Annotated in this window: 10 protein-coding genes and 3 pseudogenes; 5 read left to right on the forward strand and 8 right to left on the reverse strand. The window is 42.1% G+C overall.

Features of this window, described 5'->3' with window-relative positions; translation table 11 throughout:
• Positions 1-62: 62 nt before the first annotated feature.
• Positions 63-1,174, reverse strand: a protein-coding gene (locus tag N7E73_RS02790; RefSeq protein ID WP_432737411.1) for an IS3 family transposase whose coding sequence is annotated in 2 segments (ribosomal slippage) — positions 63-922 and positions 922-1,174 — 1,113 coding nt in all. Because the reading frame shifts where the segments join, the coding sequence is not laid out codon by codon here.
• A 659-nt stretch (positions 1,175-1,833) separates the two neighbouring features.
• On the opposite strand from N7E73_RS02790, the gene N7E73_RS02795 reads away from it, so the two are divergent.
• Genes N7E73_RS02795 through N7E73_RS02805 form a run of 3 tightly spaced genes read left to right on the forward strand, consistent with a single transcriptional unit; the run spans position 1,834 to position 8,789 of the window.
• A complete protein-coding gene (locus N7E73_RS02795; RefSeq protein WP_432737413.1) occupies positions 1,834-6,531 on the forward strand; it encodes a methyltransferase domain-containing protein in 4,698 nt (1,565 codons plus the stop codon).
• A gap of 19 nt (positions 6,532-6,550) precedes the next feature.
• Positions 6,551-7,438, forward strand: a complete 888-nt coding sequence (locus N7E73_RS02800; protein ID WP_432737415.1) for a hypothetical protein — start codon at positions 6,551-6,553, stop codon at positions 7,436-7,438.
• Positions 7,439-7,448: 10 nt separating this feature from the next.
• Positions 7,449-8,789: a phenylacetate--CoA ligase family protein gene (locus N7E73_RS02805; RefSeq protein WP_432737416.1), complete on the forward strand. Its 1,341-nt coding sequence runs from the start codon at positions 7,449-7,451 to the stop codon at positions 8,787-8,789.
• Positions 8,790-8,968: 179 nt separating this feature from the next.
• Here the strand turns inward: N7E73_RS02805 and N7E73_RS02810 are convergent.
• Positions 8,969-9,322, reverse strand: a pseudogene (locus N7E73_RS02810) (formylglycine-generating enzyme family protein); the annotation flags it as partial.
• An 81-nt stretch (positions 9,323-9,403) separates the two neighbouring features.
• Here N7E73_RS02810 and N7E73_RS02815 point away from each other — a divergent pair.
• Together N7E73_RS02815 and N7E73_RS02820 are read left to right on the forward strand one after the other, a co-directional pair.
• Positions 9,404-10,059: pseudogene (locus N7E73_RS02815) on the forward strand (transposase); the annotation flags it as partial.
• 68 nt (positions 10,060-10,127) lie between these two features.
• Positions 10,128-11,290, forward strand: a protein-coding gene (locus N7E73_RS02820) for an IS3 family transposase (protein ID WP_432735928.1) whose coding sequence is annotated in 2 segments (ribosomal slippage) — positions 10,128-10,403 and positions 10,406-11,290 — 1,161 coding nt in all. Because the reading frame shifts where the segments join, the coding sequence is not laid out codon by codon here.
• A gap of 251 nt (positions 11,291-11,541) precedes the next feature.
• Here N7E73_RS02820 and N7E73_RS02825 read toward each other — a convergent pair.
• The 6 genes and pseudogenes from N7E73_RS02825 to N7E73_RS02850 form a co-directional block, all read right to left on the reverse strand.
• Positions 11,542-12,360 (reverse strand): formylglycine-generating enzyme family protein, encoded by an 819-nt coding sequence (locus N7E73_RS02825; RefSeq protein ID WP_432737418.1) that lies wholly within the window; start codon positions 12,358-12,360, stop codon positions 11,542-11,544.
• A gap of 109 nt (positions 12,361-12,469) precedes the next feature.
• A pseudogene (locus N7E73_RS02830) lies at positions 12,470-13,285 on the reverse strand (formylglycine-generating enzyme family protein).
• Between the two features lie 141 nt (positions 13,286-13,426).
• Positions 13,427-14,236 carry a formylglycine-generating enzyme family protein gene (locus tag N7E73_RS02835; RefSeq protein ID WP_432737419.1) on the reverse strand — a complete coding sequence of 270 codons (810 nt, stop codon included), beginning with the start codon at positions 14,234-14,236 and terminating at the stop codon, positions 13,427-13,429.
• Between the two features lie 142 nt (positions 14,237-14,378).
• A complete protein-coding gene (locus N7E73_RS02840) occupies positions 14,379-15,197 on the reverse strand; it encodes a formylglycine-generating enzyme family protein (RefSeq protein ID WP_432737421.1) in 819 nt (272 codons plus the stop codon).
• A gap of 147 nt (positions 15,198-15,344) precedes the next feature.
• Positions 15,345-16,157: a formylglycine-generating enzyme family protein gene (locus N7E73_RS02845; RefSeq protein WP_432737422.1), complete on the reverse strand. Its 813-nt coding sequence runs from the start codon at positions 16,155-16,157 to the stop codon at positions 15,345-15,347.
• Positions 16,158-16,298: 141 nt separating this feature from the next.
• Entirely contained in the window at positions 16,299-17,108 is an 810-nt protein-coding gene (locus tag N7E73_RS02850) for a formylglycine-generating enzyme family protein (RefSeq protein WP_432737424.1), read from the reverse strand.
• Positions 17,109-17,171 lie beyond the last annotated feature (63 nt).

Genomic DNA, 17,171 nt, shown 5'->3' on the forward strand with positions numbered 1-17,171 from the left:
AGTCAAGACTAAAAACTATCCATCAAAAATTAACAGTTAAGCTAAGTGTAAACCTCCCCAAGTTAGTGCCATCCAAAAGTAGAGTTTTCTTGGGGTGAATGTGTTTGGACATATTCGACAGGAGTCATGTCTCTGAGCGACTCATGGGGCCGCTCTTCGTTGTATTGACGAATCCAGTCTTCAGTTATGTCCTTGACCTCTGATAACGTTGAAAACAGGTAAAAATCCAAAACTTCGTTACGGAATGTTTTGTTAAAGCGTTCAATATATGAGTTCTGAGTCGGCTTACCAGGCTGGATAAAATCCAGCTCAACACCATTTCGTTCAGCCCAGTCCGCCAATGTTACCGAAATCAGTTCTGGACCGTTATCCATTCTCATTTTTTTAGGAAATCCGCGCCATGCAGAAACTCTGTCCAGCACACGAGTAATCCTTCCGGCGGGCAGACTTGTGTCTACTTCAATGGCCAAACATTCGCGGCTGAAATCATCAAGTACGTTGAAAGTCCTGAACATTTGCCCACTTATCAGCGAATCATGCATGAAGTCTATTGACCAACAGATATTTGCCTGTGGTGGAACAGCTAAGACTTCTGGATTCCGGGACGGTAAACGCTTTTTTCCCTTTCGCCGAAAGTTCATTTTTAGCATGCAGTAAATTCTATAAACCCTTTTATGGTTCCAGTGGTGTCCTTGCTTGCGCAGCAGGACGAATAATTTTCTGAAACCGTAACGGGGGTACCGATCAGCCAACTGGAGAAGCATTTCAATGATTAACGAATTATCTCGTGGATTAGGCTTATAGCAGTACACTGAGCGGCTTAAACGCAGTGCGCTGCATGCCTGCCGAATACTGAGACAAAATTCGTTACAAAGGTAGTCAACAAGGTCACGCTTCTCAGCTGGCTTTAAAGCTTTTTTGCTATGACATCCTTCAGAGCTTCATTTTCAAGGCTCAAGTTGGCAAACATGTTTTTGAGCTTACGATTTTCTTCTTCAAGGTCCTTCAGACGACGAATATCGGAAGCTTCCATACCACCGTACTTAGATTTCCACTTGTAGTATGTAGCCTGACTAACTTTGTAATCTCGGCACACGTCTGCGACTTTACGACCGCCTTCGACTTCTTTCAGGATCTTGATAATCTGACTTTCACTGAATCTGGATTTCCGCATTGAAACAACCTCCTTCATGGCTGTCTTTATCAGAAATCTCTACTTTTCGCTGGGCCTAATATACGGGAGGGCTACATAAGAATTAACGTTTACCCTTGCCTACTATAATCATATTATGATAAAAAATTTATAAGAGAGAAGCAGAAGAGCACAAGATGACGACTACATGTAACCAACTTGCTTATAATAACAGGAAACCATGCTCAATAATAATGATTTAAAAACTAGAGAATATTTGTGGAGCTACTTTGCGTTGCATTCTGAACAGAGACTTAAAACCTTCAATTTTTATCTGATAATGTCTGCAATTATGATTGGAGCATTTGCTAACTATTTAAAACCAGGATCATTATTTAAACTACATGCGATCATACCATTCTCGTTGAGCATTATCACATACATATTTCGGAAACTCGACGAGCGAACTACAAATATGATTAAAAATGTTGAAGAAGGATTAATCTTGTTGGAAAAAAAATCACAAACGGATAGTGATGAACTGTGTCCTTTTTTGTTGGACGAAAAATCGAAATTATACAGAAAAGAAAACAACATACGAAGTTACTCTAACTGCTTTAACGCAATGTTTACTCTCATAGGCACTATTGGCATTATTACTACACTTCTAGTCCTCGGTTTAGGAAATTAAGATAGATATAATGAATAATATAATCTTATTTGCCGCAAACGAAAATGAAGTTATGGGTATTTTTGATGCATTTTCTCTCATAGGGGCATCTAATAGAGAAACAAAAAAAATTGGAGGCATGGCGTGTTTTGACCTCGGAATAATTGGAGGCACACATATTTTCCTTTTTCAATGTGAAATAGGCAGCTCGACCCCAGGAGGAGCCTTACTGACTGTATATAAAGCAATTACTGAGCTTAAACCAATTGCTGTAATTATGATCGGCGTGGCTTTTGGAGCAGACAAGAAAAAACAAAAAATTGGTGAAATTTTAATTTCTAAACAAATTCAGGCATATGAATATCACAAAATACAAAATGGGACAGTACATTTAAGAGGAGACAAGGTCACTTGTGGCCAAACTCTTCTAAACCATTTTAGAAATGCTCAATATGACTGGAAAGGCACCAAACCATCCTTTGGACTCATTCTGTCTGGCGAAAAACTAGTAGACGATATTAATTTTAATAGACAGCTTTTTGACCTTGCTCCTGAGGCAATTGGTGGAGAAATGGAAGGAGGCGGACTCTATAGTGCAGCAAGCAGCGCACAAACTGAATGGATTATAATCAAATCGATATGTGACTGGGGAGACGGAACCAAAACAGATAAAGCCCAACGAGAGGCCTCCCGTAACGCAGCTGACTATGTTGTACATGTTATACAAAAAGGATATTGGATAATTAATGAGTCAGCAAAAAATATAACTGGATTGGAAAATGCGCCAATTACAGAGGAACTGTATGGTCGTGATACAGAATTAACCACTTTAAAGAATTGGATAAATAAAGAGAAATGTTCTGTAATTGGCATAGTCGGAATGCGTGGTGTGGGAAAATCAATGTTAACGTCCCACTTTTGCAGATCACAAATATCTAATGCGAATAGCTGTGACGCAAACCATTTTGACCATATAATATGGAAAGGGCTAGTAAATGCACCCCCTTTAATTGACATTATAAGCGACATAATACAAATAGTATCTGGTCAACCAAGAATAGAGCTACCAACAGACACAGATGCCTTGCTTTGCATTTTACTCGAATACTTACAGCATAAAAAATGCTTGATTGTTTTAGACAACTTTGAATCTATATTAGACCCTAAGCTAATCGACATAGACTCTTACATACAACAATACTCAAAACTCATTAAGAAATTGGGGAGTTCTAAACACTCAAGCTGTCTACTTCTCACTAGTAGCGTAGTCCCCAAAGCCTTGGCGGCACTAGAAGGCAACAACCGACCAACAAGGAAATTAGAGCTATTCGGAATTGATAACATAAACGGCATAAGAATATTTGATAGTATAGGAGACTTCACTGGTGCCAAAGAGGAATATAATAAAGTAATTTCTTTATACAATGGAAATCCATTAGCCTTAAACTTAGTGGCTAAACATATCAAAGAAGTATACTTAGGAAGACTAAAATCGTTCTTAGAAAAGGGCAAATCATTATTTAACGACTTGCAAGATCTTTTGAATTGGCATCATGACAGATTAACTTCACGAGAAAGAGAGTTGCTGTATTGGATTGCACTTAACAGAGAACCAATTTCTCTTGAGAGTCTTGAAAACGATCTGCTATCATATGAATCTCGTGAAGATCTACCCTCAACAATACAGTCCTTACGAAATCACTTCCCACTAGATAAACACAATAGCAAATTATTTTTACAACCAATATTTATTGAATTTGCAACAAAAAAAATAATAAAGAAAGCAGAAGAAGATATTATAAATTTTACATGTACCACTTTGGACAGATATGCCCTCCTAAAAGCTCTGGCAAAAGACTATATCCGCAAAACACAATTACGAATTATAATTAGTCCATTAAATGAAAACTTAATTCGCTCACTAAATGGAGAATCTGGATACAAAGCTCATTTTAAAAAATATATTTTAGAACTTAGAAAAAATATTGAACTTAAACCAAGTTATGCCGCAGGAAACATTCTAAATCTTTTATCTAATTTTAACCGCATAATAGATGGTTACGATTTTTCTGAACTTTCAATTAGACAAGCTTTTTTACAAGATTCACTACTCCACAATGTCAGGTTTACTAATTCAAAATTTAAACACTGTGTATTCCTCCAAACTTTTGGACCAATTTCCAGCTTAACAATTAGCTCTGACGGAAAACTGATGGCGGCTAGTGAGTCCAGTGGATCAATTCATATTTACAGCACAAACGACCTCCAAATCAAGGCAACTTTAACAGGCCATACTAACTGGGTGTTCGCTTTAGAATTTAGCCCTGACGGAAAAATGTTAGCAAGTGGCGGAGAAGATAAATCTGTAAGACTGTGGAGCACGGAAGACTTTACATGCCATAGTATTAGTCACCACACGAACTCTGTATGGACTGTAGCCTTTAATCCTAAAGGGCAAATCCTCGCTACAGGTAGTGATGACAACTCGGTTAAAATATGGAACTCGAAAAATGGTCAATGCATTAAAACTCTAACAAACCATACAGATAAAGTCTTTTCAGTCGCATTTAGCGACGATGGACACAAACTTGCTTCGTGTAGCGCAGATAGAACAATAAAAATTTATGATATATTTGACTGGGACTCCCCCCATACGATTGACGCTCACAGCAATGTAGTGAGGGACATCTCTTTTAAAAGTAATGACCAAATATTGGCAAGCTGTAGTTGGGACAAAACTATTAAATTTTGGAATCACAGCAACCTATTCTGCACTAACGAAATTACCGATGTAAAAGAGTGTATTCACTCAATCGCATTCGACAGCAATAGCAACAACTTTGCCGTCAGCGATGAAAGCGGCAACATACATATATACGACGCCGAGACTTTAGAGCTAATTAAAAAACTACAAGATCATACCGGAGAAGTTTGGAAAATAACCTTTGCAAAAAATACAAATCTTTTAATCAGTGGAGGATATGATCGAACAATACGATTCTGGGATACCAAAGACTGGAAATGCCTTCACGCCTTGCGCGGCTATATAAACTGGGTTCAAGCTACAGCGGTTTCCCCAACGCAAGACATCATCGTAGGATCTAACGCAGACCTTTCACTTGAAGTATGGGACGCCATCTCACGGCAAAGGATTAAACGGCTACGGCAGCATACAGGTTGGACTTTTGGAATAACTTTTAATTTCGATGGTTCAATGATGGCTAGTGGCAGTGACGATAAAACAATTAAAATATGGGACACAAAATCATGGGAAGTGATTAAAGTGCTCCGAGGACATGAAAGGTGGGTCCAAACTGTAGATTTTGACCATGAGAACAAAACCCTAGCAAGCGCGGGAGACGATAAAACAATTAAGATATGGGATCTTATCAAAGGCGAATGTGCATATTCTCTTTGTGGGCATACAGATGGTATATGGTCTGTTAAGTTTTTTAACAAAAAACCTCACATAGCAAGTGGAAGTGAAGATCATACAATTAAGATATGGGATCTTACCCAAAAAACATGCATAAAGACATTAACTGGCCACACCGACAGAATAAGCTCCATAGCTATCCATCATTCTGATAGATATATAGCAAGCTCTAGTGAAGATAAGTCCGTTATAATATGGGATTTAGAAACCGACGCACATACAATAATGAATGGACATACAGGATATGTTACCAGTGTAACTTTTGATAATACGGGAAATTTCATCATTAGCTGCAGTAAAGACAATTCTATAAGAGTATGGGATCTTAAAACCCAAGAATGCTGTCATATTTTTAATAACCATCAGTCGGGTGTGTGGTCAGTTTCATGCGACCCCAAAACCAACTTCATAATAAGCGGAAGTGAAGACGGAACGATAAAGGCATTTTCTCTTTCCCCATATCGCTTGGAAAAAAATTATAGTTCAAACAGGCCATACCAAGACACCGATATCACTGGCGTTAGCGGACTATCACCAGCACAACTACGCACTCTAGAAAGGCTTGGTGCTACTTCAAAAACAGAAAAAAAGATAACTCACGATTACAACCAGTTTGCAAAAGAATACTCCACCTTAGACATTGACGGGACTTACTACTTAGCATTCAGAGACATACCCAGCATCCTCAGAATGAACACGAATGGCCGCAGAGGCCTTGACTATGGCTGCGGAACAGGAAGATCCACTCGTTTTCTAAAAGAGATTGGATACAATATGAGCGGTGTAGACATAAGCCCAACAATGATTACCGAAGCTGTAGCCAGAGACAAACATGGTGAATATATCCAAATAAAAAGTGCTGAAACACCTTTTCCCAATGCCAGCTTTGATTTTGTATTTTCTAGTTTCGTTTTCATTGAAGTTGATAATTTAGCTGAGATTGAACGCATTTTAATAGAAATGAAAAGAATTTTGAAACCTGGGGGAATATTTGTTTTTGTAACATCCCCTGCTAGCACATATGATGGGAATTGGGTCTCATTTGACTACGACCTAAGTCATAATGAAAACGAGCTTACAAGTGGCGACTCCGCACAACTTTCGATAAAAGGGACCAACGTTGTTTTATACGATTATTTTTGGTCACAAGAAGACTATACTTTAGCCCTAAAAAACGCCAAACTATCTATAATAGACATACATCACCCCATTGGCAAAACAAGTGACCCGGTAAATTGGCTTGACGAAGCACACAAAGCATATTTTTCCATCTACGTTACAAAAAAAGACTAAACAGGATACTTAGACTAATATGAACACACCAATAACATGCTTCCCACAACATGATTCAAGTAAGCAATTTCTGCAAGAATCTTCAGATATAATGTACCAATATGCAAAAAAAAATTGCCTTAACAACCATACTTGTGATTGCTTCTGGTATCATTCATCATGGCAATATCTTAGACTTTTTGGTGGAGTTCACTCACAAGAGCTTCATTTTAACTCCTATAAGGACTTCTTTACTCAGAACCGACACAATGATTTGAATATTTTGATTAGTGGAACTGCTGACTATGCAATACTCCACCATCTTCACCCCTTTCTCATTTCCCATAGTAACAAAATTCAAATTTACATCATTGATATTTGTACTACCCCTTTAAAGATTTGCCAGTGGTATGTAGACAGACTGCAACTTCCAGATAACATAACATTTACTACAATTCGTGAAGATATTTTCAGATGTTCTTTACCAAACAATTTTTTTAATCTTATAACCTCTTACTCTTTTATTTCACGATTTAAACATGTTCAACAAAAAGAAATAATTGAAATTTGGAAAAAACTACTAAACAAATACGGATCAATAATTACGTCAGATAGAGTTATGCAGAGAGAAAGATATGATACGGCATTCAAAGAGAGTAATCTTGACAAAAAAAAATTTGTTGAAAAAATAATGACTAGATATAATCAAAAAGGCATTAAACTATCCATTACTAAGGCAACACTAGCTGCAATGGCCTACAAATATATTGACCAAATCAGAACTTATTCAATCGCATCAGATTTACAATTTAAAAATCTATTTTTCCCACTTAAAACTACACACGAAACAAAACTTATAAGAGGAGAGGCATCGACACCTTGGATATATACCTCAATTATGGCATCTAACTCTAATCACACCTCATAAAAAACTAAATATGCGTAAATTTTCTCACTCTGAATATCTTAAGCTTTGTTTTCATTGCCTAACAAAACACCGAAAATGCTTCAAAATACCTTACACTAAACAAAGTATAATAAAAGATTTACAATTTAAAAAAATTAAACAACTAATCGAAGTAGCATACAATTACACACCCTTCTATAATGAAAAATACAGAATACATAAAATAACCCCAGAAGACATTCGTTGCCTTGAGGATCTTTCATACTTACCCACAATTACAAAAGATGAATTAGCAGAAAGACCAACTGACTTTGTAGATCGTAGATGCAAACGATCTAAACTTATTATATCAAGGAGCTCAGGTACAAATGGCAAATTTGTCACATTATACATTACCCCCGAGGCATTTATAGAACAACACATCCAAGTACTCAGAATGCTGAAAGAAATGGATCCATTCTACAATTTTCTTTCAAAAGAACTGCTTTTATATACATCCGAGTACCCTTTTTCTAACATACTAGGAGCATACCGCGTTTTCTACATAAACAACTTGGCCCCCATAGATAAAATAACGTCAACCATAACAAAAGTTAGGCCTTCGGTTCTTGCTGCCTATCCATCTATCCTTCATGACATTATTGCAAATGCCCCATACGACATGAGCAAGTCAGGAATAAGAACAATAATAACAAACTCTGAACAATCGACTCAACTTGAGCGAAATAAATTTGCTCGTACATTTAACAGCCATGTATACGATGAATTTTCCTCCGAGGAACTTTCTGCAATTGCTTACCAATGTAAAAACCATAAATACCACCTTGTCCAAGATAGCTCCTATATAGAGATATTAAATATAAACTCAGACACCCCCACACCTATAGAAGAGACGGGGGAAATAGTTGGAACTAACTTATTAAATTTTGCAATGCCGCTCATACGGTATAGACAAGGTGACCTAGGTGCCCTTAGCACAACCAAATGTAGCTGCGGAAAAACATCCCCAGTTCTTAACAAAATATGCGGGCGTATAAATGATTCTTTTGTTAGAAAGGATGGAACAATAATACCTTCAGGTCGTTTACTAGACTGGATTTACAGACTTGTAATCACCTATGACCTACCAATCAACAATATTAGACTAATACAAAAATCATTCACAAAAATACAATTAGCAATCAACGTTAACGACTCAGATTTCTCTCAAAAAACTCAAAACAAAATAGCCAAAAGTTTCAAAGACCACTTTGGGCATTTTTTTGAAATAGAATACTTGAACTATGACTCAGACTACTCTTCAAGAGAAGGAAAAGTAAAACCCATACAATCTCTTCTTGACAAGCATACCATCCACAAATGCTACCTATAAATCATGCATAAGTAAAACCTAGTAAAAATAGTAACTGAAATGCTAGACGAAAGTGTAAACCTCCCCAAAAATTGACACAGTAAAAAGCATATTTTATTATACCATCCCAGAACTCAAGACTGCTCTGCAAAACAGCCAATAATTGTTTCACCCATTCTTATTGCGCTTCTGGATATCTTTTAATCTAGAGAAAAACGAAAACCAATGTAAGAATAACGAGCATCAGGCTGACTCCCGCTTCGATAAGCAGAAGACGCAACGATGTCACTACCAAACCAGCCCCCTCCTCGTAAAACACGAGACTCACCATTTTCAGAGCCTTTAGGATTTTTTATAGAATCTTCCGGGTATGCTCCATACCAATCTGCACACCACTCCCAAACATTTCCATGCATCTGATATAATCCCCATTGATTACAAGGAAGCTCCTTTACGCGAACAGTCTTATTTCGGGATCCATCAGACATTGAATGACTATATCCATTCTCACAGTCATAATTAACTAGCTCTGTATTTATCATATCTCCAAAAGAGTACCGTGTACTAGTTCCAGCATGTAGTAGCCCCCATTTCGTCCGGACACCTCCAAGAAATTAGGAGGTAGGTCTATACCTATGACCAGACCTAGTGCTAAAGAATTTCAAACGGTAGAGGTAGTGAATCAGGTTCAGCGTCGTCGCTGGTCCGTGGCAGAAAAGATGCGGATGGTTGAAGAGTCATATCTTCCAGGCATGTCTGTTTCTTACGTTGCCAGACAAAACGGGGTTGCTCCCAGTCTCCTCTTCCGATGGAGGAAACTTATGAGCGAAGGCGGCAAGGTAGCGGTTGGTTCCGGTGGCGAAGTCGTTAAAGTATCGGAGGCCCGTGAACTTAAAAAACGGATTCGTGATCTTGAGCGAATGCTTGGCAAGAAGACGATGGAAGTTGAAATTCTGAAGGATGCCTTGGAAATTGCTCGCGAAAAAAAACTGATCTCGCGTATTCCGTTGCTGCCAAAGGACGACATCCTGTGAAACGGGTAGCTGAAACAATGGATGTTTCCCGCTCCCGTTTAAATGACCGACTGGCTCATGAACCCAAGCCTAGACCAGTTCGATACTCCAAAGCGGATGACACAAGGCTTTTGCCGTTAATCATGGAGATCATTGATAAACGGACAACATATGGTTATCGCCGCGTCTGCGCCAGATTGAACCACCGTCTTCGCGAGTTGGGGCTTTCGAAAGTCAATCACAAACGGGTCTACCGTATTATGAAGCTTAACGGGCTGCAGAAGTGGGTCCACAAAACTGGACCACGTTTTAAGGTGGACATATAAGAGCCCAAGGAGGCTGTTTCATGTCCAAGAAGAAAAGAACCTTTTCCGCAGAGTTCAAAGCCCGTGTAGCACTTGACGCTTTGTCTGGTGAATATACCCTTACCGAATTGTCCACCAAGTATGGCGTTCATGCCAACCAGATTTCGAAATGGAAGAAGCAGGCCAAGGAAGGGCTTGTCGACATGTTTTCCGGCAAAAAAAATACAGTCCAACAAGATAATGCTGAACAGATAAAGGAATTGCACGCCAAAATCGGGCAATTGACGGTCGAAAAAGATTTTTTGCAGCAAGCCTTCGTAAAAATTTGAGCACAGAACGAAGGCGTGAAGTCGTCGACAAAGGGCATCCGTGTCTCAGCATTCGGCGACAGTGCAACATTCTTGGTTTGCAACGCTCAACATATTACTACCAGCCCATCGGAGAATCCGAATATAACCTGTCACTGATGAAACGGATTGACGAGTTGTTTATGGACTATCCATTTCTTGGGACTCGGCAGATGCGCAATATGCTTCGAGATGAAGGACATCAAGTCGGAAGAGGCCGGGTAAAAAGACTTATGCGCCGGATGGGATTAATGGCTGTTTTTCAGAAGCCCAGAACCAGTCAGAAACATCCTGAGCACAAGATTTATCCGTACTTGCTGCGTAATTTAGAAATTTCCAGACCAAATCATGTTTGGTGCTCTGATATAACCTATATTCCGATGAAAAGAGGCTTCCTGTATCTTGTTGCAATCATGGATTGGCATAGCCGGTCTGTTTTGTCTTGGCGAATATCCAACACCATGGATGCGGATTTCTGCATCGCCGCTCTTGAGGATGCAATGAACAGATACGGTGTCCCCGAAATCTTCAACACTGATCAAGGGAGTCAGTTTACCAGCTACGAATTCACTAAAACACTGCGAGATACAGGAGTCCAAATCTCCATGGATGGCCGTGGACGCTGGATGGATAACGTGATGATCGAACGCTTATGGCGTTCAGTAAAATATGAATGCGTCTATCTACGTGAATTCTTGTCTGGAAGCGAGTTGCGACAATCTTTGGCAAGGTGGTTTGACTTCTACAACAACCATCGTCCGCATTTTGCTTTTGACGGCAAGAAGCCAATGGAGATATATCAAAAGGGCAACGCCCCAGATGGAGTACCCCATCTGGACACTCGCAAGGCGGCATAACTTGTTAAACTGTCCACCTTAAAAACGCCGCTGAGTGGTCCAGTTAAATAGATCCACTTCTCCTGTCCCCAGGAACAGGCCCATTGCGGAGGGAAAGGGGATGGAGAGACGCTATTATCGATAAAACCTAAAGACATATTCTTGTTTTACTCCTGAACTGGCTGATCACCACGAGAAACCGTGCCAGATATTAAGATACATTTCACTCCGCAAACCAGCCTAATATGAGAGGGCAGTCCATACATCTCCGGCTACTCCTTTGGTCCTAGGACAAAGCGGAAACCGAAGTCCCGAAAATGAAGATCGGGACGAGACCAATTTCGATAGGCGGAACGCACACGTCCACCGAAAATGAGCCAACTTCCCCCACGCATAACGCGGGAATCTCCACTGTCAAAACCTTTAGGGTCTAAAGAAGATCCTTCAGGATATTCACCAAACCAATCAGCGCACCACTCCAAGACATTGCCATGCATCTGGTACAGGCCCCATTGGTTGCAAGGTAAATATTTCACAGGGACAGTCGTATTTCGATACTCACTTCTTGGTGCATGATCGTATGAACTATTACCATTGTAATTAACTTGTGCAGAAGTGATATTTTTACCAAATGAAAAAGGTGTAACTGTTCCGGCACGGCATCCGTATTCCCACTCTGCTTCAGTCGGAAGTCGAAAGTTCAATCCTTGATTTATATTCTCTACAGAACGCAAAAACTCCTGACAGTCGCCCCAAGACACACTCTCAACCGGCAACTGAATATCACTCTTAAATGAACTAGGATTCTTGCCCATGACCTCTGTCCATAGTTCCTGAGTACAGGCAGTATCAGCAAGCCAGTACCCTTTGGTCAAAGTAACTTCATGCAGGATTTCACCCCCACTTCGTTCCGGCTCGGCTTCTGGAGATCCCATCATAAAAATCCCAGGCCGCATCCAGCGCATAACCTGCTCCACGCCTTCAATCTGCAATGCAGCCCAAAGACCATAACGGTCCTGCCCCCAGGTACTAGCCCATTCCGGGGGAAAGGGTGACGGGGGAACGCCGTTGTCGATGAAACCTAAAGGCATTTGTATCTACTCCCAATCCTACCACACAAAACAACTTCCTGAACTTCCCCAAGCCGCTCTCTGCGCCGCAGTCCGCAGAAGCTCAACATTCCTATTGCGCATCCTATTACTATGTTGAGCATAAGGAAAAACGAAAACCAAAGCAGTCGTAACAGTCGGTCGGTTTAGCCCCGCTCCGACAGGCCGAACGCGCACGCCTGCCCTCGTCGTAACAGCTGCCACCACGCAAAACACGGACTACGCCTGAATCAGGACCTTCAGGGTCGACACTAGCTTTTTCTTGATATTTTCCATACCAATCCGCACACCACTCCAAGACATTACCATGCATCTGGTAAAGCCCTCACTGATTGCAGGGAAGCTTCTTTACAGCAACTGTACATTTTCTTTCATCACCTTTAGGCCAATCCCTGTAAGAAAAGCTGCCGTCGTAGTTAACTTGATCCGTCGTTATGACCTCACCAAATGAAAACGGAGTCTGCTTTCCTGCTCTACAAGCGTATTCCCATTGAGATTCTGTAGGGAGCTTAAGTTTCGTCCCATTAAGTTTGTCATTTGCGGTTCGCAAAAACACTTGGCAATCATCCCATGACACGTACTCAACCGGCAATTGGTCAGAACTTATAAATTTGCTGGGATTCTGGCCCATAACTTTATTCCACAATTTCTGAGCACAGGCTATATCGGCCAGCCAATAGCCCTTTGAGAGTGTTACTTCATGCTGTGTTTCGTTATCTTTCCGCCCTAATTCATCCTCTGGAGATCCCATCATAAATTTTCCAGGACGTATCCAGCGCATAACCTGCTCTACGCCCTCAATCCGCAGTTCAGCCCAAATCCCGCACTGATCCTGCCCCCAGGAACTGGCCCAATGCGGTGGGAAAGGGGATGGGGGAACGCCGTTATCGATAAACCCTAAACTCATATTTACTCTTGGTGTTTGAAAAAAGCGACGCACCGGCAAGTTTTCGGGAGATCCGACCTACATACCGGTGGCCATTTACTTTTTGCCATCCAAAGGACAGACGGGATGTGAGACAGGCCAATATGGCCCTCCGAGCACATATTAAACTACAGAAAAACGCAATCCAAAATAATTGGTTCTAGTGACAGGCCGGCTCCGACCACGGTCAGCGGAACGGGCGTTCCCTTCATTGTAAACCCAGCTCCCCCCACGCAGAACACGGTTTCCGCCAGAAATAGGCCCTTCAGGGTCTACTATAGGCTCATCTGAATATTTTCCATACCAGTCAGCGCACCACTCCAAGACATTGCCATGCATCTGGTACAGGCCCCATTGGTTGCAAGGTAAATATTTCACAGGGACAGTCGTACTTCGATACTCACTTCTTGGTGCATGATTGTATGGACTATTACCATTGTAATTAACTTGTGCAGAAGTGATATTTTTACCAAATGAAAAAGGTGTAACTGTTCCGGCACGACATCCGTATTCCCACACTGCTTCAGTCGGAAGTCGAAAGTTCAATCCTGGATTTATTCTCTCCACAGAACGCAAAAACTCCTGACAGTCTCCCCAAGACACACTCTCAACCGGCAACTGGCTATCACTCTTGAATGAACTAGGATTCTTGCCCATGACCTTGGTCCATAGCTCCTGAGTACAGGCAGTATCAGCCAGCCAGTACCCTTTGGTCAAAGTAACTTCATGCAAAATTTCCCCCCCACTTCGTTCAGGCTCACCTTCTGGAGATCCCATCATAAAAATTCCGGGGCGAATCCAGCGCATGACCTGCTCCACTTCCTCAATCTGCAATGCAGCCCAAAGCCCGTACTGATCCTGTCCCCATGAACTGGCCCATTGCGGAGGGAAAGGGGATGGAGGAAAGCCATTATCGATAAAACCTAAGCTCATATTTACTCTTGGAGTTTGAAAGAAGCGACGCACCGGCAAGTTTTCAGGAGATCCTACTTACATACCGGTGGACATTTATTTTTTTGCCATCTAAAGGATGGACGGGATGTGAGACAGGCCAATACGGTTCTCCGACAACATATTAAACTAGAGAAAAACGGAAACCAAAATCCCTGCTGAAGTAGTCCTGCGGAACCCTGCTGCGATCGGCTGGACGCGCGTACCCGCCGCTACCGATCCAACTGCCGCCACGCAGAACGCGGAGCCCGCCTGATCCAAGTCCTTTAGGATCCACTCTAGAGCCTTCCGGATATTGGTCATACCTGTCAGCACACCATTCCCTGACATTGCCATGCATCTGGTAAAGCCCCCACTGATTGCAGGGAAAATCCTTTACAGCAACGGAAGCCTCTCTGTACTCTCCTTTAGGACCATCGGCATATGGATAGTGACCATTATAATTCACTTGATCTGTCGTTATATTTTCACCCAATGAAAAGGATGTCTGCGTTCCGGCACGACATCCATATTCCCACTGGGCTTCAGTCGGGATCTTTAACTTAGGGCGGTTAAGTTTACCATTTGCGGTTCGCAAAAATTTCTGACAATCATTCCAGGAAACATTCTCTACTGGCAACTGGTCGTCACCCTTAAAGTGACTAGGATTATCGCCCATAACTTTTGTCCACAATACCTGAGTACAGGCTGTGTCAGCCAACCAGAACCCGTGACTTATGACCACATCATGCAGTGTTTCATCATAATTACGTTCAGGCTCATCATCCGGAGATCCCATTAAAAATCTTCCAGGCCGTATCCAGCGCATAACCTGCTCCACGCCTTCAATCATCAAAGAAGCCCAAAGACCGAATTGATCCTGCCCCCAAGAACTGGACCATTGCGGAGGGTAAGGGGACGGAGGAACGTCGTTATCGATAAAACCTAAATTCTTTGTATCCATTTTGCTCCCGCCATTAGAACCTCAGCAACAAAAAACTAAACACTAAAAGTGTATATCTCATCATCCCTCAAATCAAATGCTTGCGGACTCCACGCGCCCCTAACCTTAGTGCTGCTCCGCCACACAGCCCAAAAGGTCCTTGCTCCCTTATTGGTCTAGGGAAAAACGAAAACCGATACCCCTACCAAGGGAATCCTGCCGGCTCCTGTCACGGACGGCAGAACGCACGCTACCTCCGTAGTCTATCCAACAGCCGCCACGCAAAACACGGAACCAGCCTAAGTCAGCACCTTCAGGATCAAAGCTGGCACCTTCAGGATACTCTCCATACCAATCTGAACACCACTCCCAAACATTACCATGCATCTGGTAAAGTCCCCAGTGATTCCTTGTAAACGACTTCACAGCTACGGTACATTCTCTATACACACCTTCGGTACCATCCTTGTAAGTATATTTGCCGTTATAATTCACTTGATCTGTAGTTATTTTATCATCGAAGGAATATGAAGTTTGTGTCCCTGCTCTACAAGCGTATTCCCATTGGGCTTCACTCGGAAACCGAAGCTTTACCCCATTAAGCTTGTCACTGACAATGCTCATAAATTCCTGACAATCATCCCAAGATACGGAATCGACTGGTAACTTATCCCCTCCTTTGAACTCGCTGGGATTATTGTCCATGACCTTTCCCCATAATTCCTGAGTACAGGCTGAATCTGCCAACCAGTAGCCGTCGGTCAAAGTGACTTTATGCTGCACTTCATCATCACTTCGTTCTAGCTCACCTTTAGGAGACCCCATCAAAAAACGACCTGGGCGTATCCAGCGCATCACCTGCTCCACTTCCTCAATCTGCAATGCAGCCCAAAGCCCGTACTGATCCTGTCCCCATGAACTGGCCCATTGCGGAGGGAAAGGGGATGGAGGAAAGCCGTTATCGGTAAAACCTAAGCTCATATTTACTCTTAGTGTTTGAAAAAAGCGACGCACCGGCAAGTTTTCGAGAAATCCTACTTACATACCGGTGGCCATCTACTTTTTGCCATCCAAAGGATGGACGGGATGTGAGACAGGCCAATATGGTTCTCCTACCACATATTAAACTAGAGAAAAACGGAAACCATAATTACCGCTACGGTCATCAGGTCGGGCCCTGTAGCGGCTGGCGGAACGGGCAAACCTACCATTGCCAACCCAGCCGCCGCCACGCAGAATACGGAACTCGCCTGAATCAGATCCTTCAGGATCTACCTTAGCCCCTTCCGGATATTCGCCATACCAGTCAGCGCACCATTCCATCACATTGCCATGCATCTGGTAAAGCCCCCACTGATTGCAGGGCAATTCCTTAACTGCAACGGAACGCCATCTCATTTCCACCTTAGCCCCATCCTTGTATGGAAAATGACCATTATAGTTAACCTGCGCAATAGTGATATTATCACCAAATGAGAATGGCTTCTGCGTTCCAGCACGGCATCCGTATTCCCATTGAGATTCAGTCGGGAGCTGGAGTTTTGGACCGTTGAATTTATCAGTTACGGTTCGCAAAAAATCCTGGCAGTCACTCCAGGAAACGCTATCTACAGGCAACTGGTCATCCCCCATAAAACCGCTGAGATTATCTCCCATGACCTTTCCCCACAATTCCTGTGTACAAGCCGTATCCGCCAACCAGAAACCGTGACTTATGACCACCTCATGCAGTATTTCATCATCATTACGTTCAGACTCATCATCCGGTGAGCCCATTAAAAATATCCCCGGCCATACCCAACGCAGAACCTGCTCCACGCCTTCAATCTGGAGTGCGGCCCAAACCCCGTATTGGTCCTGCCCCCAGGAACTTGCCCATTCCGGAGGGAAAGGGGAGGGAGGGCGACCATTGTCGATAAAACCTAAAGGCATTTATATTCACTCCCTGCTTACAACACTAAACTTATCCCTGACCTTGAGTGTTGGTCCACAACG

Source organism: Maridesulfovibrio sp. FT414 (assembly GCF_050916235.1).
Classification (GTDB): Bacteria; Desulfobacterota; Desulfovibrionia; order Desulfovibrionales; family Desulfovibrionaceae; genus Maridesulfovibrio.